A 19,143-nucleotide genomic window follows, 5' to 3' on the forward strand; every position below is an offset into this window, starting at 1 on the left:
TGGAAGACCGGTCTACTTGCCGGTCTCCTTCTCGTACGCCTTGATGACCTCGTCGGTCGGACCGTCCATCAGGAGCTCACCCTTCTCCAGCCAGAGCACCCGGTCGCAGGTGTCCCTGATCGACTTGTTGCTGTGGCTGACCAGGAAGACCGTACCCGCCTCCTTGCGCAGCTCGCGGATCCGCTGCTCGGAGCGGATCTGGAACTTGCGGTCGCCGGTGGCCAGCGCCTCGTCGATCATCAGGACGTCGTGGTCCTTGGCGGCGGCGATGGAGAACCGGAGCCTGGCGGCCATGCCGGAGGAGTAGGTCCGCATGGGGAGGGTGATGAAATCGCCCTTCTCGTTGATGCCGGAGAAGTCGACGATGCCCTGGTAGCGCTCCCGGATCTGCTCGCGGGTCATCCCCATGGCGAGACCGCCGAGGATGACATTGCGCTCACCGGTCAGATCGTTCATCAGAGCCGCGTTGACCCCCAGCAGCGACGGCTGGCCGTCGGTGTAGACCTTGCCGCTCTCGGCCGGCAGCAGACCGGCGATCGCGCGCAGCAGGGTCGACTTGCCGGAACCGTTGGTGCCGATCAGCCCGATCGCCTCGCCCCGGTACGCGGTGAACGTGACCCCCCGGACGGCATGGACCTTGCGAACGCCCCGCGACTCCCCCTTGTCGCGGCGGAGTATGCGGCTGAGCGCGGCGGTGGCGCTGCCCTTGCCGCCGCCACCGCCGTTGACGCGGTACACGATGTGCACGTCGTCGGCGATGACCGTGGGGATACGCCCCTGCGTGTTGTCCTCAGCCACGGCCGTAGCGCTCCTCAGCCTTCCAGAAGTAGACGAAGCCGACGACGCCCAGGACCACGGACCACACCAGCGCGACCAGCCACACGTGCGCGGGCAGGTTCGACGAACCGTAGCCGTCGATCAGCGCGAACCTGACCAGGTCCATGTAGACCGCGGCCGGGTTGTACTGGAGTACGTCGGCGATCCAGGCGGGCTTGTCCTCGAGCATCACCGGGATCGAGAACATCACGCCCGAGGCGTACATCCAGGTGCGCATCACGAACGGCATCAGCTGGGCGAGGTCGGGGGTCTTGCTGCCCAGCCTCGCCATGATCAGCGCGAGCCCGGTGTTGAAGACGAACTGGAGCGCCAGCGCGGGCACGACCAGCAGCCAGCTCAGGGTCGGGTAGCTGCCGAAGGCCACCGCGACGACGACCAGCACGATCATCGAGAAGAGGAGCTGCTGGAGCTGCTGGAGGGAGAAGGAGACCGGCAGCGAGGCCCGGGGGAAGTGCAGGGCCCGGACGAGCCCCAGATTGCCGGAGATGGCACGGACACCGGCCATCACGGAGCTCTGGGTGAAGGTGAAGACGAAGACCCCGGTGACCAGGAAGGGCACGAAGACATCCTGGGGGATGTCCTTCTTGGTCCCGAGGATGAGGCCGAAGATCAAGTAGTAGACAAGGGCGTTCAGCAGGGGGGTCGCCACCTGCCAGAGCTGGCCCAGCTTCGCCTGGCTGTACTGGGCCGTGAGCTTCGCCTGGGAGAAGGCCAGGATGAAATGACGCCGGCCCCACAGCTGCCGGATGTAGTCGCGCAGCCCTGGCCGGGCACCGCTCACCGACAGACCGTACTTGGCGGCGAGATCCGCCGCGGACAGACCGTCGTCGGGCGACGGGGGGGCGCTCACAGCGATCGCACCCTCTTGGGTTGTGTCACTCACAAGTTGAAACTTTCGTGTTCAAGATGCGCAGCCGGTCGGGCGCGGGCGCGGACGGGCCCGGCCCCGGGGGGCAAGAGGCAGGCGGCCTCTTGTCCGATGCTCTCAGAACCGAGCTTGTCAGATGACAGGCGGTCGGCCCAGCCGGGTCAGCCGCCATACCGTACGCCACTTCATCGGACGGCGCGGCCCGCACGGGGTCGCCCAGCCCTCCCGGAACCCGCCGAACCACGCTTTCAGCGCGGTCAGGGAAGGGCGCCGGACCAGGGTGAGCAGCACCCATACTCCCAGGTAGAGCGGGACGACGACGGCCGGCAGATTGCGACGGGCCAGCCAGACCCGGTTGCGGGCCACCATGCGGTGGTAGACCGCGTGCCGGGACGGCGGCATGGTCGGGTGGTTCAGCACCATGTCGGCGCGGTAGTCGATCATCCAGCCCGCGTCGAGCGCCCGCCAGGCGAGATCGGTCTCCTCGTGGGCGTAGAAGAAACCGCCGGGCAGCGCGCCGACCTCGGCGAGGACCTTCGTGCGCACCGCACTGGCACCGCCGAGGAAGGTCGTCACCCGGGAGGACCGCAGCGGGTCCGAGGCGCGCAGCCGCGGGACGTGGCGGCGCTGGGTGAGACCGGTCTCCGGGTCGGTGATCCGGAAGCTGACGATCCCGAGCACGGGATCGGCCGCGAAGGCCCCGCGGATCAGCTCCGCGGTGTCGGTGTGGGGCAGCAGACCGTCGTCGTCCAGGAAGAGCAGGGCGTCCACGTCGGAGCCGGCGGCCCCGAACGCCTCGATCCCGACATTGCGGCCGCCGGGGATACCGAGGTTCTTGGGCAGCTCGACCGTCCGTACGCCGTCGGGGACGGCGCCCACGGGGGCGCCGTTCCCGACCACGACGATCTCGACCGGGTCGCCGTTCTGGCGGAGGACGGAGTCGATCAGCGCACGCAGTTCGCCGGGGCGGTCACCCATCGTGATGATCACCGCGCCGAGCCGCATGTCGCTCACCTCAGCCTGCTGGACGCCAGGATGGAGACCAGGTGCAGCACGGTCTGGACGACGGCGATCCCGGCCAGGACCGCGATCCCGAGGCGGCTGAAGAACAGATCGCCCCTGACCGAGTCCAGGATCGCCAGGAGAAGGATCAGCAGGGACGCCTCGATGCCGAGGATGAGCCGGTGGAACTTCAGCGCCCCGGCGGCCCTGCGGGCCAGCGCCATACCGGACGAGCGCGGCTCGGAGGCCGCCTCCTTGACCGGGGCCAGCCCCTGCTGATGACGGGCGACGCCGACCAGGTCGGTCTCGGCCTTGACCATGATGGCGCCGAGGGCGGCGAGCGTACCGAGGAAGGCCCACAGCCAGTCGATCCGTCCGGTGCCCCACAGGTCGGCGCCGCGCAGCCCGAAGCCGAGCAGCACGGCGGCGTCGCACAGATAGGCGGCGACCCGGTCCAGATACACCCCGGTCATCGAGTACTGCTTCTTCCAGCGGGCGATCTCACCGTCGACGCAGTCCAGCAGCAGATAGAGCTGGACCGCCAGCACGCCGAGCACCGCGCCCGTGATACCCGGCACCAGCAGGGCGGGGGCCGCGAGGGCACCGGCGACGGTCATCACGTACGTCAGCTGGTTGGGCGTGACGCGGGTGTTCACCAGGTACCGGTCGACGCGCAGCGAGATCTCCCGCATGTACAGGCGCCCGGCCCAGTGCTCACCGCTGCGCCGGTCCTTGACACCCGCCGGGTGTACGACCGGGCGGAGTTCAGCTACTGATGGTCTTGGCATAGTCGGCGTACGCGTCCCTGATCTGGTCGGTGGACAGGTCGAGGTGTTCGAGGATGGTGAAGCGGCCCGGACGGGTCTGCGGCGCGTAGGCGACGGCCCGCACGAACTCCTCCACGGTGAAGCCGATCTCCTCGGGCAGCACGGGCAGCCCGTGCCGGTGCAGCACCTCGGTGAACAGATGTGACTCCTCGTGCGCGCCGCGCAGATGCATGGCGAAGGCGGCGCCGATGCCGACCTGTTCGCCGTGGAGCGCGGCGCGCTTGGGGTAGAGCAGGTCGAAGGCGTGGCTGATCTCGTGACAGGCGCCGGACGAGGGACGGGTGTCCCCGCTGATCGACATGGCGATACCGGTGAGTACCAGCGCCTCCGCCAGGACGGTCAGGAACTCGTCGTCGCCGGCCCCGCCGGGGTGGCGCAGCACGGCCTCACCCGCCGTACGGGCCATCGCGGCGGCCAGTCCGTCCACCGGCTCGCCGTTGGTACGGTGCGACAGCTCCCAGTCCGCGATGGCCGAGAGGTTCGAGACGGCGTCGCCGATGCCGGACCGGACGAAGCGGACCGGCGCGTCCCTGATCACGTCGAGGTCGATGACGACGGCGATGGGGGTGGGGACGCCGTACGAGCCGCGGCCGTTGTCGTTGTCGAGCGTCGCGACCGGTGAACACAGGCCGTCGTGCGAGAGGTTGGTGGCGACGGCCACCATCGGCAGGCCCACCCGGGCCGCCGCGTACTTCGTCACATCGATGATCTTGCCGCCGCCGACGCCCACCACGGCGTCGTACCGCTTGCCCTTGATGCCGTCCGCGAGCCTGACCGCCGAGTCGATCGTGCCGTCCTCGACGGAGAACCAGTCCGCGCCCGGCAGGTCCGGTGCGAGCCGCTCGCGCAGCAGCTGTCCCGAGCCGCCGCTTATGGCCAGGGCGAGCCGGCCCGCGCTGGAGATCCGCTGGTCGGCCAGGAGGCCGGCGAGATCGTCCAGGGCGCCGGGCCTGATGTCCACGACGACCGGGGACGGGATGAGCCGGGTCAGTACTGGCACGCGATCTCACGGCCCTTCGCCAGGTCGTCGTGGTTGTCGATCTCGACCCAGGGGATGTCGCCGATGGGCGCCACGTCGAGGGTGAAGCCCCGGTTCACCAGCTCCTGGTAGCCGTCCTCGTAGTAGAGGTCGGGGTCGCGCTCGAAGGTGGTCCTGAGGGCGTCGGCGAGGTCCGCGGCGGCCTCGGGCTCGATCAGTGTGACCCCGATGTACTCGCCGGTGGCGGTGGCCGGGTCCATCAGCTTGGTGATCCGGCGCACGCCCTTGGCGCCGTCCGTGATGACCTTCATCTCCTCGTCGGCCAGCCGCTTGACGGTGTCGAGGGCGAGGATGATCCTGCGGTCCCCGCCGCGGGCCGCGAGGAGGGTCTTCTCGACGGAGACCGGGTGCACGGTGTCGCCGTTGGCGAGGATCACTCCCTGTGCCAGCACATCGCGGGCGCACCAGAGGGAGTAGGCGTTGTTCCACTCCTCGGCCTTGTCGTTGTCGACGAGCGTGAGCTTCAGCCCGTACGTCCTCTCCAGGGCGGCCTTGCGCTCGTACACGGCCTCCTTGCGGTAGCCGACGACGATCGCGGCCTCGGTGAGGCCGACCTCGGCGAAGTTGCCGAGCGTCAGGTCGAGGACCGTGGTGGTCCCCTCCCCCGCCGGGTCCACCGGCACGAGGGCCTTCGGCAGCGTGTCGGTGTAGGGGCGCAGACGCCTTCCGGCACCGGCGGCGAGTACGAGGCCGATCATGCGGCTTCTCCTTCGTCATGTACGGCGGGGGCTCCGGAGGACATCCAGAACCGGATGGACTCCGTGAGCGCGACCAGCGCCACGGCGGCGGCGAGCACCGTCAGTTCCAGCGGGAAGTCGAACGCGCGCGTGGAGAAGGCGGCGGCGAGGGTGACCAGCAGGGTGCGGCCCTCGTGCCCGCCGAGTGCCCGCACGAGGCGGCGGGGCGGGGCGCCGGCGCCGCCGCGGATGCGGTACACCGTGTCGTAGTGATGGTAGGCGACCGCCGCGACCAGCCCGAAGGCCGCGGGCAGCGCTCCGGGCACATCGGCGCGGGCGGCGAACACCAGGACGGTGGTGTACTCGGCCGCCCGGAAGACCGGCGGGATGAGCCAGTCGAGGGCGCCGCCCATCCGGCGGGCGACGGCGAGACCCGCGGTCAGGACGTACACCAGGGCACCGAGGATGAGCACCGGGCTGTCGGAGGGGTCCTTCAGCGGCGCGAAGGCCGCCGTGGCCACGACCACGACGCCACCGGCCAGCGCGATCAGGAACGGCAGCACACCGGGCAGCGCGCGGGCCGGGCGCCGCAGCGCCCGTGCGACGAGTTCGGCGAGCGGTCCCGAGTCGGCGAGGTCCGCGAGGGCCTGGGCGGCCCGGTCGGTACGGGTGGCCCTGCGGGTCACCGAGCGCAGGACACGGCCGGCCGTGGTGTAGCAGGCGGCGAAGGCGCAGCCGACGAGCAGCGCGTAGAAGACGATCCGGGGCGTGGTGACGGCTGTCAGGACGGCGATCATCGCCCAGCGCTCGCCGATGGGGAGCACGATCATCCGGCGCACCCACACCGTCCAGCCGACGCTGTCGAGCCTGCTGGACAGGGCGGCGGTGGGGGTGCCCACGACGGCCTTGCCCCCGCTGCTCGCGGCCGTCGCGTCGACGTTCGCCTCGTTGAACGAGAAGTCGACGACATGGCGGCAGGTCTGGAGGACCATCGCGCCGAGGGCGAGTGCCCATACGTCGTCGCCGCCCCGCGCGGCACCGAGCGCCAGGCCCGCGTAGTAGGCGTACTCCTTGGCGCGGTCGAACGTCGCGTCCAGCCAGGCGCCCATCGTGGAGTACTGGAGCGAGTAACGGGCGAGCTGTCCGTCGGTGCAGTCCAGGACGAAGGAGAAGATCAGCAGCACGCCGGCGGCGACATAGCCGCCGCGGGTGCCGGTGGCCGCGCAGGCCGCCGCGATCAGCGCGGTGACCAGCGACGCCGTGGTGACCTGGTTGGGGGTCAGGCCGCGGCGGGCGCACCAGCGGGCGAGATAGCGGGAGTACGGGCTGATGCAGAACGTGGTGAAGAAGCCGTCGCGGGCCTTCACGGCGGAGCGCAGCCGTACGGCCTCGTCGTCCACGGCGGCGACGGCGGCCTCGGCCCGTTCCCGGGCGGCGGCGTCGGCCGGTACGGCGGCGACGAGCGAGCCGAGTCCGGGGCGGGTGACGGTGGTGCCCTCGGCGTCGAGCGCGGTGGCGGCCCGGTCGGCGAGCGGTTCACACGGAGCCACCGCGGTGGCGGCCGTCCGCTGGGCTTCCGCCGTGCCGCCGAGCGGCTGGGGGCCGTCCCCGTCCCCGTCGTCGTCCCCGTCCAGGGACGTCAGGGCGCGCAGCAGCGCGGCACGGGCCCCGGGCTGGGCGGTGAGCGCGCCGGGCACGGCGGCGGCCGGGAAGCGGGGGTCGGTCAGGGCCAGCCGCAGGGCGTGGACATGGCCGACGAAACGGGAGTCGACCAGGGCGACACGCTCGGTCGCGGGGGCGGCGGCCAGCAGGCCCCGGACCTCTTCCGCGCCCGGCGCGGTACGTACGTCGAAACCCAGCGACCGCAGATCGCCCTCGAGCGACGATCCGGGTACCGGGGGACCGGTGAGGATGGCGGTCGACAGACGAACTCACTCCTTGGCGCTGACAGGGCTGGGTGCGCGGCGAACGCCCCGGGATTCGGGCTGCGGCACGTCGGCAGAGGCTATCGGATGAACGGAAGACCTAGTTCACCGACCGTTTACGCCCCGGACGCCATGATCTGGGCCGGGTACAGCCCGCGTGGAGATCATCATCGTCGATCGACGGCCCGCCCGACAAACCGCGGGTGCCGGGGGCGGGGACATGACGTGAACACGACCTGATCGGGGCGTGCGGACCGTGCGCGGACGGGACTCCGGACCTCCTCGTCCAGGGCGGTCGGGCGCCCGCAGGGGAGGACGGGACAGCCCTTAGGGTGACGGCATGACGTGGCTGATCACAGGTGGGGCGGGTTATATCGGGGCGCACGTGGCGCGGTCCATGGCCGCGGCGGGTGAGCGGGTGGTCGTGCTCGACGATCTGTCGACCGGTGTCGCCGACCGGCTGCCCGCCCAGGTCCCGCTCGTGCGGGGCTCCGTGCTGGACCGGGGGCTCGTCGACCGTACGCTCACGGAGCACGCGATCACCGGAGTCGTGCATCTGGCGGCGAAGAAGCAGGTCGGGGAGTCCGTCGAGCGGCCGCTGACGTACTACCGGGAGAATCTGCACGGGCTCACGGTGCTGCTGGAGGCCGTGGTGGCGGCGCGGGTGCGGCGGTTCCTCTTCTCCTCCTCGGCGGCGGTGTACGGCGTGCCGGATGTGGAGTTGATCACGGAGCGGACGCCCGCCGTGCCGATCAATCCGTACGGGGAGACCAAGCTCGCGGGTGAGTGGCTGGTACGGGCGACCGGGCGGGCGCATTCCATCGCCACCGGCTGTCTGCGCTACTTCAATGTGGCGGGCGCCGCACGGCCCGAGCTCGCGGACACCGGAGTGTTCAACATCATCCCGATGTTCTTCGACCGGATCAGCCGGGGCGAGGCGCCGCGGATCTTCGGCACGGACTATCCGACACCGGACGGCACCTGCGTCCGGGACTACATCCATGTCGCCGATCTCGCCGAGGCGCATCTCGCGGCGGCCCGGTGGCTGGCCTCCCAGGAGGGCCCCCGGGATCTCACGGTGAACATCGGCCGCGGCGAGGGAGTCTCGGTCCGGGAACTGGCCGATCTGGTGGCGGACGTCACCGGCGACCGTACGGAGCCGGTGACCGAGGCGCGCCGTCCCGGCGACGCGGCGCGGGCCGTCGCGGCGGTCGGGCTGATCGCCGAGGAGCTGGGCTGGACGGCGAGCCGCGGTGTCCGCGAGATGGTCGAGTCGGCCTGGGAGGGCTGGCGGCTGCACCATCCCGCAGCCCCGGTCGGGTGACCGTTCCGCGCTCTGACCTGCGGTCATTTCCGCAGGTCAGAGCATATGACAACGGTGTTCAGTGCCGTGTTGCCGGATACCCCCCACCCGTAGTTCACTGACCTCGTCGGGAGTTTGGCCGGACGACTGGGAGGCGTCTTCATGGGGGCAGGACATAGCCACGGGCACACGCACGGAGGACCGCCGGCGGGCACCGCGACCGCCGCGTACCGGGGCCGGCTGCGGATCGCTCTGGCGATCACCGTGTCCGTGATGGTGGTGGAGATCATCGGTGGTATCGCCTCCGACTCCCTGGCCCTGTTCGCGGACGCGGCGCACATGGCGACGGACGCGGTGGGTCTCGGGATGGCCCTGCTGGCCATCCACTTCGCCGCCCGGCCCGCGGACGAGACCCGCACCTTCGGTTTCGCGCGGGCCGAGATCCTCGCCGCGCTGGCCAACTGTCTGCTGCTGCTCGGGGTCGGCGGCTTCCTGCTGTACGAGGCGATCGAGCGCTTCATCGTGCCGCCCGAGACCAAGGGCGGCCTCACGATCATCTTCGCCCTGGTGGGCATGGCCGCCAACATGGTCTCCCTCTCGCTGCTGATGCGGGGGCAGAAGGAGAGCCTCAATGTGCGCGGCGCGTATCTGGAGGTCCTCGCGGACACCCTGGGCTCGCTCGCGGTGCTGGTCTCGGCCGTCGTCATCCTGACCACGGGCTGGCAGACGGCCGACCCGATCGCGGGCCTGCTGATCGGGCTCATGATCGTTCCGCGTACGGTGAAGCTGCTGCGGGAGACGCTGAACGTCCTGCTGGAAGCGGCGCCCAAGAACGTGGACATGAATGAGGTACGCGCACATATGCTCGCCTTGCCGGGGGTGGCGGACGTACACGATCTCCATGTCTGGACGATCACTTCCGGGATGCCGGTGCTCTCCGCGCATGTGGTGGTGGACCAGGACGCGCTGGACGCGGTGGGCCACGAGAAGATGCTCCATGACCTGCAGGGATGCCTGGGACATCACTTCGACGTCGAGCACTGCACCTTCCAGCTGGAGCCCCGCGGCCACGCGGAGCACGAGGCGAAGCTCTGTCACTGACGCGAAGCCCTGTCACTGACGCCCTCGGGCGAACGGACATGCCCACACTTCCGGAGTGTGGATACAAAGCTCTTGTGCGGCAGACTTGGGCTCCGAGGCCCGATGCGAAGGATGGTTATGCCGACCACACCAGTCACTGCGGCGAACAGCACGTCGAACGACGCACAAGAAACGATCATGCTGGAGCTGGTCGACGAGCACGGCAACACCATCGGCACCGCCGAGAAGCTCTCCGCCCATCAGGCGCCGGGCACACTGCACCGGGCGTTCTCGGTCTTCCTCTTCGACGAGCAGGGCAGGCTGCTGATCCAGCGCCGCGCGCTCGGCAAGTACCACTCCCCCGGCGTCTGGTCGAACACCTGCTGCGGGCATCCGTACCCGGGTGAGGCGCCGTTCGCCGCCGCCGCCCGCCGCACCCATGAGGAGCTGGGCATCTCGCCCTCGCTGCTCGCCGAGGCGGGGACCGTGTGCTACAACCACCCCGACCCGGCTTCGGGGCTGGTGGAGCACGAGTACAACCATCTCTTCGTCGGGCTCGCGCAGTCCGCGCCGCGGCCGGACCCCGAGGAGGTCGGCGAGACGGTGTTCGTCACCCCGGCGCAGCTGACGGAGCGGCATGGCGAGGCCGTGTTCTCCGCGTGGTTCATGACCGTCCTGGACGCGGCGCGTCCGGCCATCAGAGAGCTCACCGGCCCCGCCGCGGGCTGGTGACACTTCCCCGCGGCGGCTCCCCGGGCGCGGCCGGCGACGGGAAGGGCAGCACCGCCCAGACGATCTTCCCGCCGCCGGCGGTGTGCTCCACCCCGCAGTTCCCGCCGGCCTCCCGCGAGGTCTCCTGGACGAGCAGCAGCCCGCGCCCGCCTGTGCGGGCGTGATCCGTCTCCAGGGCCGTGGGCCGGTACGGATGGTTGTCCTCGACCGACACCCGGATCCACGCCCCGCCGATGGCGACCTCGACGGCGATCTCCGGCGAGAGCAGGGCCGCGTGCTGTACGGCGTTGGTGACCAGCTCGGAGACGATGAGCAGCACCCCCTGGACGACCCCGTCCCTGATCGGTACGCGCTGACGTCTCAGCAGGTCACGTACGGCGTGTCTGGCCTGTGGTACGGAGATGTCGACGGCGGGTGCGGTGAACCGCCAGACCCCCTCGTACGACAGCGGCCGGGCCGGAACACTTCCGCGGCTCTCCATCGTGCGGCACCCACCCTTGCCTCGAACGGCGTCGTCCATCGGTACCGAGTCTTGGGACCGGGACCGTCCGCACCGGAGTACTGAACAGAAGTCAGCTGGAATTGGCGCGTCGCGACCGCATACGAGCGACACGACGAGGAACACGATCGCCTCTGCTCATCCGCTGGCGATCTGGGAGCGGTTGCCGGGGCGCGGGAGAGCGGGGATAGCATCCGGCGCATGGAGCCCCAACTGCTGCACACCGTCGCCGACGGCATCGCGACCGTGGTGATCCACCATCCGGCCAAGCGCAACGCGATGACCGCGCGGATGTGGCGTGAGCTGCCGCCGCTGCTCGGCATGCTGGCGGACGACCCCGCCGTACAGGTGCTGGTGCTGACCGGTGAGGGCACGAGCTTCTGCGCGGGCGCCGACATCTCCTCGCTGCGCGAGGCGGGCCGGGATCCGAGCGCGCCGGCGGTGGCCGCGGAAGAAGCGCTGGCCGCCTTCCCCAAGCCGACGCTCGCTGCCGTACGCGGCTCCTGCGTGGGCGGCGGCTGTCAGCTGGCCGTGGCCTGCGATCTGCGGTTCGCCGAGGAGGGCGCGCGGTTCGGGATCACTCCGGCGCGGCTCGGGATCGTCTACTCGGAGTCGTCCACCCGTCGGCTGATCTCGCTGGTGGGTCCCGCCACGGCCAAATACCTGCTGTTTTCCGCCGAGTTGATCGAGGCGGACCGGGCGCTGCGGACCGGACTGGTCGACGAGGTGCTGCCGGAGGGCGAGTTGGGCACGCGGGTGGCGCAGTTCGCGCGGGTGCTGGTCTCGCGTTCGCGGCTGACCCAGATGGCCGCCAAGGAGTTCGCCTCGGGCCGCACGGACCGCGCGGCGTACTGGACGGCGCAGGCGCACGGCAGCGGCGACACCTCGGAGGGCGTCGCCGCTTTCCTGGAGCGCCGCGAACCGCGCTTCAGCTGGTCTCACGAACCCGTCGGCGCGGGCGAACCCGTCACTGAAGGATGAACCGGCTCCCGTCCCGCATCTCCGCGACCAGATCGGCGGGCGCCTTGTCGGGCGAGCCCGCGTCGTAGGGCGGCTGCGGGTCGTACTCCGTCAGCAGCTGGACGGACTGGGCGAACCGGTCGCCCGCGAGCAGTCCCGCGAGGGTGAGGCCCATGTCGATCCCCGCGGAGACACCGGCGGCCGTCATGTACTTGCCGTCGGTGACGACACGTTCGCCGGTGGGCTCGGCGCCGTACGTACGCAGCGCCTCCATGGCCAGCCAGTGGGACGTGGCCCGGCGTCCCCGCAGCAGCCCGGCGGCGGCGAGCAGCAGGGAGCCGGTACAGACCGAGGTGGTCCAGGTGGTGGCGGTGTCGGCCGCGCGCAGCCAGCCGAGGAGCGTCTCGTTCTCCATCTGCCTCTCCTGGCCGGGCCCACCGGGCACCACCAGGATGTCCGGCGCGGGGACCTCGGCGAGCGTCTTCGCGGCGACGAGCGCGAGGGTGCCGGCGTCGTCGGCCACGGGACCGGTCCTCTCGGCGACGAAGCATGTCTCGTAGCCGGGGGTGTGGCTGAGCATCTGGTAGGGACCGACGGCGTCGAGCGCGGTGAAGCCTTCGAAGAGGACGATCGCGATCTTCATAACGGGCCTTTCGTTGGGGTCGCTGAGAGGCTGCTTCTCCGGGTGGCCGGGCAGCTGGTCAGTGGGTGGCGGCGGGGGCGGGGACCGGGCCCGGACGGAAACGGCGGCGGTACTCGGCCGGCGCCGTGCCGAGGACTCTGGTGAAGGCGCGGCGCATGGCCTCGGGTGTGCCGTAGCCGCATACGCGGGAGATCTCCTCGATGCCGTCGGCGCTGTCCTCCAGCAGCCTTCTGGCGTGTTCGACCCGGACACGCTCCACGTAGCGGCCCGGGGTCATACCGGTCTCCGCGCGGAAGGCGCGCGCGAAGTGACGCGGCGAGAGGCTGGCCCGCGCCGCCAGTGTCTCGACAGAGAGATCGCCGCCGGGATGGTCGCTGATCCAGCTCTGCACGTCGCGCAGCGGATCACGCTGGGCGGTCTGAGCGGCGAGCTGGACGCTGAACTGCGCCTGATTGCCGGGGCGGCGCAGGAAGACCACGAGATGGCGGGCCACCGTGAGCGCCGCCTCGCGGCCGAGGTCCTCCTCGACGAGGGCGAGCGCGAGATCGATCCCCGAGGTGACACCGGCGGACGTGGCGATCTTCCCGTCCCGTACGAAGATCGGGTCCGGGTCGACCTCGACGGCGGGGTAGTGCGTGGCGAGCAGACGGGCCGCGCTCCAGTGGGTGGTGGCGCGGCGACCGTCGAGCACTCCCGCCGCGGCGAGCAGCAGGGCCCCGGTGCAGATCGAGACGAGCCGGCCGGCCCGGGGCGCGTGCTCGCGCAGCCATGCGATCAGCAGCGGGTCGGGACCGCGGGTGCCGTTCCCGCCGGGCACAACGAGCGTGTGCGGGTCGGGGGCGTCGGAGAGCGCGAGGTCGGGGACGAGGGTCAGTCCGCTGGAGGTCCGTACGGGCGCACCGTCCAGCGAGGCCGTGCGGATCCGGTACGCGCCGCGGTCGCCGGTGGCGAGCCCGGCTCCGTTGAACACCTCCACGGGGCCGGTCACATCAAGGCTCTGCACCTCGTCGAAGAGGACGACGAGTACGGATCGCTCGGTCATGGTTCTCATCCTTGGCCCGGTGAGTGGTGGCCGCAATGACGAATGCCCCTCTCTTCCTGCCATCACGGGCGCTCGCCGTCCGGTCCCCCTCTGTCCGGTCCCCCTCTGCCGGGCTGTCCGGTCCCCCTCTGTCGGGCGTACCGACCAGTCGGTAACGTACGGGCATGACCTCTCTGCCCGAGCGTGCCGCGCGGCGCTGTCACGCCGTCGTCAATCCGTTCCACTCGACCCTCTACTTCTCCCCCGACCTCGGCCGCGAGTTCGCGCGCGCCGGTCTGGACGACGCGCGTGCCGTCTACTTCGTGGCCCGTGCCGCTCCCCTGGGGCGGGTCGGCGCCGGGACCGTCACCGCGGCCTTCTACAACTTCCGGCACGACCTCGTCGCCCGGCACATCCCGCACGCCTGGGACTCCGTCTCGCCCGAGGACGCGCTCGACGCGCGGCTGCGGGCGGTCGACTCGCTGCTGCGCCGGCTGCTGGGAGAGGAGACCCTGGCCTCGAAGGAACTGGCCGAGGCGGCGGAGCTGGCGCTGCGGGCCACCGAGGCCTGCACGCGCCCCGCGCGTCCGCTGTACGCCGCCAACGCCGACCTGCCGGTGCCCGACGCGCCGCATCTGGCGTACTGGCACGCGGCCACCCTGCTGCGGGAGTACCGCGGTGACGGTCATCTGGCCGCTCTGCTGCGCGCCGGGCTCGACCCGCTGGAGGCGCTCGCCAGCCATACCGCCAGCGGCCGGGGCATGTCACCCCAGTGGGTCATGGCCAGCCGGGGCTGGAGCCAGGAGGAGTGGGACGCGGCCGGGGAGCGGCTGCGCGGGCGGGGCCTGCTGGACGCGGAAGGCGAGCTGACCGCGTCGGGCACGGAACTGCGCAAGGCCCTGGAGGACGAGACCGACCGGCTGGACCGGGCACCGTACGAACATCTGGGTGCGGCGGGCGTGGCCCGCCTCACCGAGCTGGGCGGGGCTCTCGCGGGTGCGGCGCAGGCGGCCGGCGCGTTCCCCGCGGATCTCATCGGAAAGCGCTGAGGGCCGCGCCGCGACGGAAACCGGCGGCCGGTGTTTACCCGTGCCCCGAACGGACACTCGCTTAGACAGGTGGTAGGCCGTGGTTCACCCCGTTCGAGGGTGCTCGTGGCGCGTGCCCCGTACGCAGGCAGAGGCCCGTACGCCGTATGCGCGAAGCGCCCGACACGGCCGCCGACTCGACAGCCACCTGAAGGAGGCCCCCATGTTCCGTGCCATCGCCGATGTCCTCCGAGCCATCGGCTCCACGATCGCTTCCGTGGTGACGCTTCCCTTCCGCGCGCTCGCCCGTCTCTTCGGCGGCGCCGCGCACGGATAAGGGTCTCCCGCCACGGGCCCGATCGGTTCCACGGCCCGGTCCCTCTCCTTTTCGGGACCGGGCCGTGGGCTGCCGTACGGCGAGGCGTGAGCTTCCGTACGGCCCCCTGTACCGGCTCGTCACCGCCGGTCGTGCCCGCTGATGTCGGTGCCACCTGCCACAATGCAGACGGCGGACCACTGAACAGCGGAGCGTGATCGTGACGACGTCCATCGAAGGCAGGATCGCCGGGGAACTCGGCGTACGGGAGCGGCAGGTGAAGGCGGCCGTCGAGCTGCTCGACGGCGGGTCGACCGTGCCGTTCATCGCGCGCTATCGCAAGGAAGCGACCGAGATGCTCGACGACGCGCAGCTGCGCACGCTCGAGGAGCGGCTGCGCTATCTGCGCGAACTGGAAGAGCGGCGGGGGGCGATCCTGGAGTCCGTACGCGAGCAGGGCAAGCTCGACGACGCGCTGGAGGCGCGGATCCGGGCCGCCGACACCAAAGCGCGGCTGGAGGACATCTACCTGCCGTTCAAGCCCAAGCGGCGCACCAAGGCGCAGATCGCCCGGGAGGCCGGTCTGGAGCCGCTCGCCGAGGGGCTGTTGAGCGATCCCTCGGTGGAACCGCTCGCCGCGGCCACCGCGTTCGTGGACGCGGACAAGGGGGTCGCCGACCCGGCGGCGGCGCTGGACGGCGCCCGCTCCATCCTCGCGGAGCGATTCTCCGAGGACGCCGATCTCATCGGTGAGCTGCGTGAACGGATGTGGACCCGGGGCCGGCTCGTGGCGAAGGTACGGGACGGCAAGGAGGAGGCCGGCGCCAAGTTCGCCGACTACTTCGACTTCGCCGAGGGCTTCTCCCAGCTGCCCTCGCACCGCGTGCTCGCGATGCTCCGGGGCGAGAAGGAGGATGTCCTCGATCTCGTCCTGGAGCCCGAGGAACCGTCGGAGCAGCCGGGCCCGAGCATGTACGAGAACATGGTCGCGCGCCGCTTCGACGTGGCCGACCGCGGCCGTCCCGCCGACAAGTGGCTCACCGACACGGTGCGCTGGGCGTGGCGTACCCGCATCCTGGTGCATCTCGGGATCGACCTCAGGCTCCGGCTGCGGACCGCCGCCGAGGACGAGGCGGTACGGGTGTTCGCCGCCAACCTCCGCGATCTGCTGCTGGCGGCCCCGGCCGGCACCCGCGCCACGCTCGGGCTCGACCCCGGGTTCCGTACGGGCGTGAAGGTGGCCGTGGTCGACGCGACCGGCAAGGTCGTCGCCATCGACACGATCTACCCCCATGTGCCCGCGAACAAGTGGGACGAGTCGCTCGCGAAGCTGGCCCGGCTGGCGAAGGAGCACTCCGTCGACCTGGTCGCCATCGGCAATGGCACGGCGTCCCGGGAGACCGACAAGCTCGCCGGTGATCTCATCGCCAAGCACCCCGAGCTGAAGCTCACGAAGGTGATGGTCTCGGAGGCGGGCGCCTCGGTGTACTCCGCCTCCGCGTTCGCCTCGCAGGAGCTGCCCGATCTGGATGTGTCGATCCGTGGCGCGGTCTCCATCGCGCGCCGGCTCCAGGACCCGCTGGCCGAGCTGGTGAAGATCGATCCCAAGTCGATCGGTGTCGGCCAGTACCAGCACGATCTGTCCGAGGTGAAGCTGTCCCGCTCGCTGGACGCGGTCGTCGAGGACTGTGTGAACGGCGTCGGCGTCGATGTGAACACCGCTTCCGCGCCGCTGCTCTCGCGCGTGTCGGGCATCGGGACGGGACTCGCCGAGAACATCGTGGCCCACCGCGACGCCAACGGGCCGTTCCGTTCGCGGCGCGCGCTCAAGGATGTGGCGCGGCTCGGTCCGAAGGCGTACGAGCAGTGCGCGGGCTTCCTCCGTATCCGCGGCGGCGACGACCCGCTGGACGCGTCGAGCGTGCACCCCGAGGCGTATCCGGTGGTGCGGTCGATGGTGAAGACGACGGGCAGTGAGGTCGCTTCGCTGATCGGGAACGCGTCGGTGCTGCGCACGCTGCGGCCCGACGATTTCGTCAACGAGTCCTTCGGTCTGCCGACCGTCACCGACATCCTGCGCGAGCTGGAGAAGCCGGGGCGGGACCCGAGGCCGGCGTTCAAGACGGCCACGTTCAAGGACGGCGTCGAGAAGCTCGGCGACCTGGCGTCCGGGATGGTGCTGGAGGGGGTCGTGACGAACGTGGCCGCGTTCGGCGCGTTCGTCGACATCGGGGTGCACCAGGACGGTCTGGTCCATGTCTCCGCCATGTCCAGGAACTTCGTGAAGGACCCGCGGGAGGTGGTGAAGCCGGGTGATGTGGTCAAGGTGAAGGTGATGGACGTCGACATCCCCCGTAAGCGGATCTCCCTGACGCTGCGGCTGGACGACGAGGCGCAGCCGGCCAAGCAGGACCGGGAGCGGTCCGGGGGCGGCGGCGGGCGGCCCCCGCAGCAGCGGCAAGGCGGGCGCGGTGGCCGCGGTGGCGGTGGGGGCGGTGGAGGACGTCAGGCGACGGCCCCGCCACCGGCGAACAGCGCGATGGCGGACGCCCTGCGACGGGCGGGTCTGACGGATCCGAACGGCCGCGGCAAGCGACGCTGAGGCGCTCCGGACGCGGCGGCGCGGGGGATCTCCGAGGGAGGGTGCGGGGCTCCGAGACGGACGGGAGCCCCCGCCTCCGCCCTCAGGTCCCCCGCACCGCCCTCAGATCTCGGTGACCTTGCCGTCCGCCACATCGAGACGGCGGGTCGTACGGACCGCGTTCAGCATTCTGCGGTCATGGGTCACCAGCAGCAGCGTCCCGTCATAGGAGTCGAGCGCCGACTCCAGCTGTTCGATGGCCGGCAGGTCGAGGTGGTTGGTCGGCTCGTCCAGGACCAGGAGATTGACGCCCCGGCCCTGGAGGAGCGCGAGCGCGGAGCGGGTGCGCTCGCCCGGCGAGAGCGTGGTCGCGGGGCGCAGGAGATGGCCGGACTTGAGGCCGAACTTCGCGAGCAGCGTACGGATGTCGGCCGGTTCGGTGTCGGGGACCGCCGCGCGGAAGGCGTCCAGCAGGGTCTCGGGGCCATGGAAGAGGGCGCGTGCCTGGTCCACCTCGCCGACGACGACGCCCGAGCCGAGGGTGGCGTGGCCCGCGTCCAGCGGAAGGCGGCCCAGCAGGGCGGCCAGCAGCGTGGACTTGCCGCTGCCGTTGGCTCCGGTGATCGCGACCCGGTCGGCCCGGTCGATCTGGAGCGTGACCGGTCCGAAGCGGAAGTCGCCGCGTGCCACTTCGGCCTCGCGGAGCGTCGCCACCACGGCCCCCGACCGGTCCGCGGCGGCGATCTCCATCCGCAGTTCCCACTCCTTGCGGGGCTCCTCGACCACATCGAGGCGTTCGATCAGCCGCTGCGTCTGGCGCGCCTTGGCCGCCTGCTGCTCGCTGGATTCGGTACGGAACTTCCGGCCGATCTTGTCGTTGTCAGTCGCCTTGCGCCGGGCGTTCCTGACGCCCTTCTCCATCCAGGAGCGCTGGGTGTGGGCCCGCGCCTCCAGGGCGGATTTCTTGTCCGCGTACTCCTCGAACTCCTCACGGGCATGGCGCCGTGCGGTCTCGCGCTCCTCCAGATACGCCTCGTAGCCACCGCCGAAGAGCGTGATCTTCTGCTGGGCGAGGTCGAGTTCGAGCACCTTGGTCACCGTCCGTACCAGGAACTCGCGGTCATGGCTGACGACGACCGTGCCGGCGCGCAGACCCGAGACGAAGCCCTCAAGACGGTCGAGGCCGTCGAGATCGAGGTCGTTGGTCGGCTCGTCGAGCAGGAAGACGTCGTACCGCGAGAGCAGCAGCGACGCCAGGCCCGCGCGGGCGGCCTGGCCGCCGGAGAGGCTGGTCATGGGCTGGTCGAGGCCGACGGTCAGACCGAGTGAGGCGGCGACCTCCTCGGCCCGTTCGTCGAGGTCGGCGCCGCCGAGGGCGAGCCAGCGCTCCAGGCCGACCGCGTAGGCGTCATCGGCGCCGGGAGCGCCGTCGACCAGCGCCTGTGTCGCCTCGTCCAGGGCGGTCTGCGCCGCGGTGACGCCGGTGCGGCGGCCCAGGAAGGCCCGTACGGTCTCCCCCGGACGCCGCTCGGGCTCCTGGGGGAGGTGGCCGACGGCGGCGGTGGGCGGGGACAGCCTCAGCTGCCCTTCCTCGGGCGTGTCCATCCCGGCGAGCAGCCGGAGGAGGGTGGACTTCCCGGCGCCGTTGGCACCCACGAGTCCGATCACATCGCCGGGCGCGACGACCAGATCGAGCCCGGAGAAGAGTGCGCGGTCGCCGTGTCCCGCGGCGAGGTCTTTGGCTACGAGCGTGGCAGTCATCAGACCGGTGATTCTAGGCCCTGTCCGCGAAGCGCCGTCGCGCG

Annotated in this window: 18 protein-coding genes; 7 read left to right on the top strand and 11 right to left on the bottom strand. The window is 71.1% G+C overall.

Features of this window, described 5'->3' with window-relative positions; genetic code table 11:
• Window positions 1-12 precede the first annotated feature (12 nt).
• From ACIOGX_RS04525 to ACIOGX_RS04555, 7 genes are all read right to left on the bottom strand, one after another.
• Window positions 13-798, bottom strand: coding sequence for an ABC transporter ATP-binding protein (locus tag ACIOGX_RS04525; protein ID WP_030355206.1), 786 nt, complete (start codon window positions 796-798; stop codon window positions 13-15).
• The gene (locus ACIOGX_RS04530; RefSeq protein ID WP_356510821.1) at window positions 791-1,720 is read right to left on the bottom strand and encodes an ABC transporter permease; all 930 of its coding nucleotides are present in this window, start codon (window positions 1,718-1,720) and stop codon (window positions 791-793) included. The genes ACIOGX_RS04525 and ACIOGX_RS04530 overlap by 8 nt, the downstream gene beginning before the upstream one ends.
• Before the next feature lie 117 nt (window positions 1,721-1,837).
• On the bottom strand, window positions 1,838-2,710 hold the full coding sequence (locus tag ACIOGX_RS04535) for a glycosyltransferase family 2 protein (protein ID WP_401760229.1): 873 nt from the start codon (window positions 2,708-2,710) through the stop codon (window positions 1,838-1,840).
• Window positions 2,711-2,715: 5 nt separating this feature from the next.
• A complete protein-coding gene (locus ACIOGX_RS04540) occupies window positions 2,716-3,495 on the bottom strand; it encodes a CDP-alcohol phosphatidyltransferase family protein (protein ID WP_356510823.1) in 780 nt (259 codons plus the stop codon).
• Entirely contained in the window at window positions 3,473-4,534 is a 1,062-nt protein-coding gene (locus ACIOGX_RS04545; protein WP_129772358.1) for an iron-containing alcohol dehydrogenase family protein, read from the bottom strand. The genes ACIOGX_RS04540 and ACIOGX_RS04545 overlap by 23 nt, the downstream gene beginning before the upstream one ends.
• Entirely contained in the window at window positions 4,522-5,271 is a 750-nt protein-coding gene (locus tag ACIOGX_RS04550; RefSeq protein WP_129772359.1) for a sugar phosphate nucleotidyltransferase, read from the bottom strand. The genes ACIOGX_RS04545 and ACIOGX_RS04550 overlap by 13 nt, the downstream gene beginning before the upstream one ends.
• A complete protein-coding gene (locus ACIOGX_RS04555; RefSeq protein ID WP_401910552.1) occupies window positions 5,268-7,175 on the bottom strand; it encodes a DUF5941 domain-containing protein in 1,908 nt (635 codons plus the stop codon). The genes ACIOGX_RS04550 and ACIOGX_RS04555 overlap by 4 nt, the downstream gene beginning before the upstream one ends.
• A 340-nt stretch (window positions 7,176-7,515) precedes the next feature.
• Here ACIOGX_RS04555 and galE point away from each other — a divergent pair, with 340 nt between their 5' ends.
• The 3 genes from galE to idi all read left to right on the top strand — a co-directional run bounded on the left by galE (window position 7,516) and on the right by idi (window position 10,290).
• The gene (gene galE / locus ACIOGX_RS04560; RefSeq protein ID WP_401910232.1) at window positions 7,516-8,499 is read left to right on the top strand and encodes a UDP-glucose 4-epimerase GalE; all 984 of its coding nucleotides are present in this window, start codon (window positions 7,516-7,518) and stop codon (window positions 8,497-8,499) included.
• 141 nt (window positions 8,500-8,640) lie between these two features.
• Window positions 8,641-9,579 carry a cation diffusion facilitator family transporter gene (locus tag ACIOGX_RS04565; RefSeq protein WP_356510828.1) on the top strand — a complete coding sequence of 313 codons (939 nt, stop codon included), beginning with the start codon at window positions 8,641-8,643 and terminating at the stop codon, window positions 9,577-9,579.
• Between the two features lie 117 nt (window positions 9,580-9,696).
• The gene (idi, locus tag ACIOGX_RS04570; RefSeq protein WP_356510830.1) at window positions 9,697-10,290 is read left to right on the top strand and encodes an isopentenyl-diphosphate Delta-isomerase; all 594 of its coding nucleotides are present in this window, start codon (window positions 9,697-9,699) and stop codon (window positions 10,288-10,290) included.
• On the opposite strand, the gene ACIOGX_RS04575 is transcribed toward idi, so the two are convergent.
• The gene (locus tag ACIOGX_RS04575) at window positions 10,265-10,771 is read right to left on the bottom strand and encodes an ATP-binding protein (protein ID WP_356510832.1); all 507 of its coding nucleotides are present in this window, start codon (window positions 10,769-10,771) and stop codon (window positions 10,265-10,267) included. The genes idi and ACIOGX_RS04575 overlap by 26 nt on opposite strands.
• 219 nt (window positions 10,772-10,990) lie before the next feature.
• Here ACIOGX_RS04575 and ACIOGX_RS04580 point away from each other — a divergent pair, with 219 nt between their 5' ends.
• Window positions 10,991-11,770 (top strand): enoyl-CoA hydratase/isomerase family protein, encoded by a 780-nt coding sequence (locus ACIOGX_RS04580; RefSeq protein WP_401910236.1) that lies wholly within the window; start codon window positions 10,991-10,993, stop codon window positions 11,768-11,770.
• On the opposite strand, the gene ACIOGX_RS04585 is transcribed toward ACIOGX_RS04580, so the two are convergent.
• Window positions 11,757-12,392, bottom strand: a complete 636-nt coding sequence (locus tag ACIOGX_RS04585; protein ID WP_356510835.1) for a DJ-1/PfpI family protein — start codon at window positions 12,390-12,392, stop codon at window positions 11,757-11,759. The genes ACIOGX_RS04580 and ACIOGX_RS04585 overlap by 14 nt on opposite strands.
• A gap of 58 nt (window positions 12,393-12,450) precedes the next feature.
• Window positions 12,451-13,434, bottom strand: a complete 984-nt coding sequence (locus ACIOGX_RS04590; protein WP_401910239.1) for a GlxA family transcriptional regulator — start codon at window positions 13,432-13,434, stop codon at window positions 12,451-12,453.
• Window positions 13,435-13,598: 164 nt separating this feature from the next.
• On the opposite strand from ACIOGX_RS04590, the gene ACIOGX_RS04595 reads away from it, so the two are divergent.
• From ACIOGX_RS04595 to ACIOGX_RS04605, 3 genes are all read left to right on the top strand, one after another.
• Window positions 13,599-14,462: an SCO6745 family protein gene (locus ACIOGX_RS04595; protein WP_356510839.1), complete on the top strand. Its 864-nt coding sequence runs from the start codon at window positions 13,599-13,601 to the stop codon at window positions 14,460-14,462.
• Between the two features lie 202 nt (window positions 14,463-14,664).
• Window positions 14,665-14,778 (top strand): LPFR motif small protein, encoded by a 114-nt coding sequence (locus ACIOGX_RS04600; protein WP_275670243.1) that lies wholly within the window; start codon window positions 14,665-14,667, stop codon window positions 14,776-14,778.
• Window positions 14,779-14,977: 199 nt separating this feature from the next.
• Window positions 14,978-17,359 (top strand): Tex family protein, encoded by a 2,382-nt coding sequence (locus ACIOGX_RS04605; protein ID WP_401910243.1) that lies wholly within the window; start codon window positions 14,978-14,980, stop codon window positions 17,357-17,359.
• A 102-nt stretch (window positions 17,360-17,461) separates the two neighbouring features.
• Here ACIOGX_RS04605 and ACIOGX_RS04610 read toward each other — a convergent pair whose 3' ends face one another.
• Window positions 17,462-19,099: an ABC-F family ATP-binding cassette domain-containing protein gene (locus tag ACIOGX_RS04610; RefSeq protein ID WP_401910246.1), complete on the bottom strand. Its 1,638-nt coding sequence runs from the start codon at window positions 19,097-19,099 to the stop codon at window positions 17,462-17,464.
• Window positions 19,100-19,143: the final 44 nt, after the last annotated feature.

Source organism: Streptomyces sp. NPDC088147, from assembly GCF_044741565.1.
GTDB lineage: Bacteria > Actinomycetota > Actinomycetes > Streptomycetales > Streptomycetaceae > Streptomyces.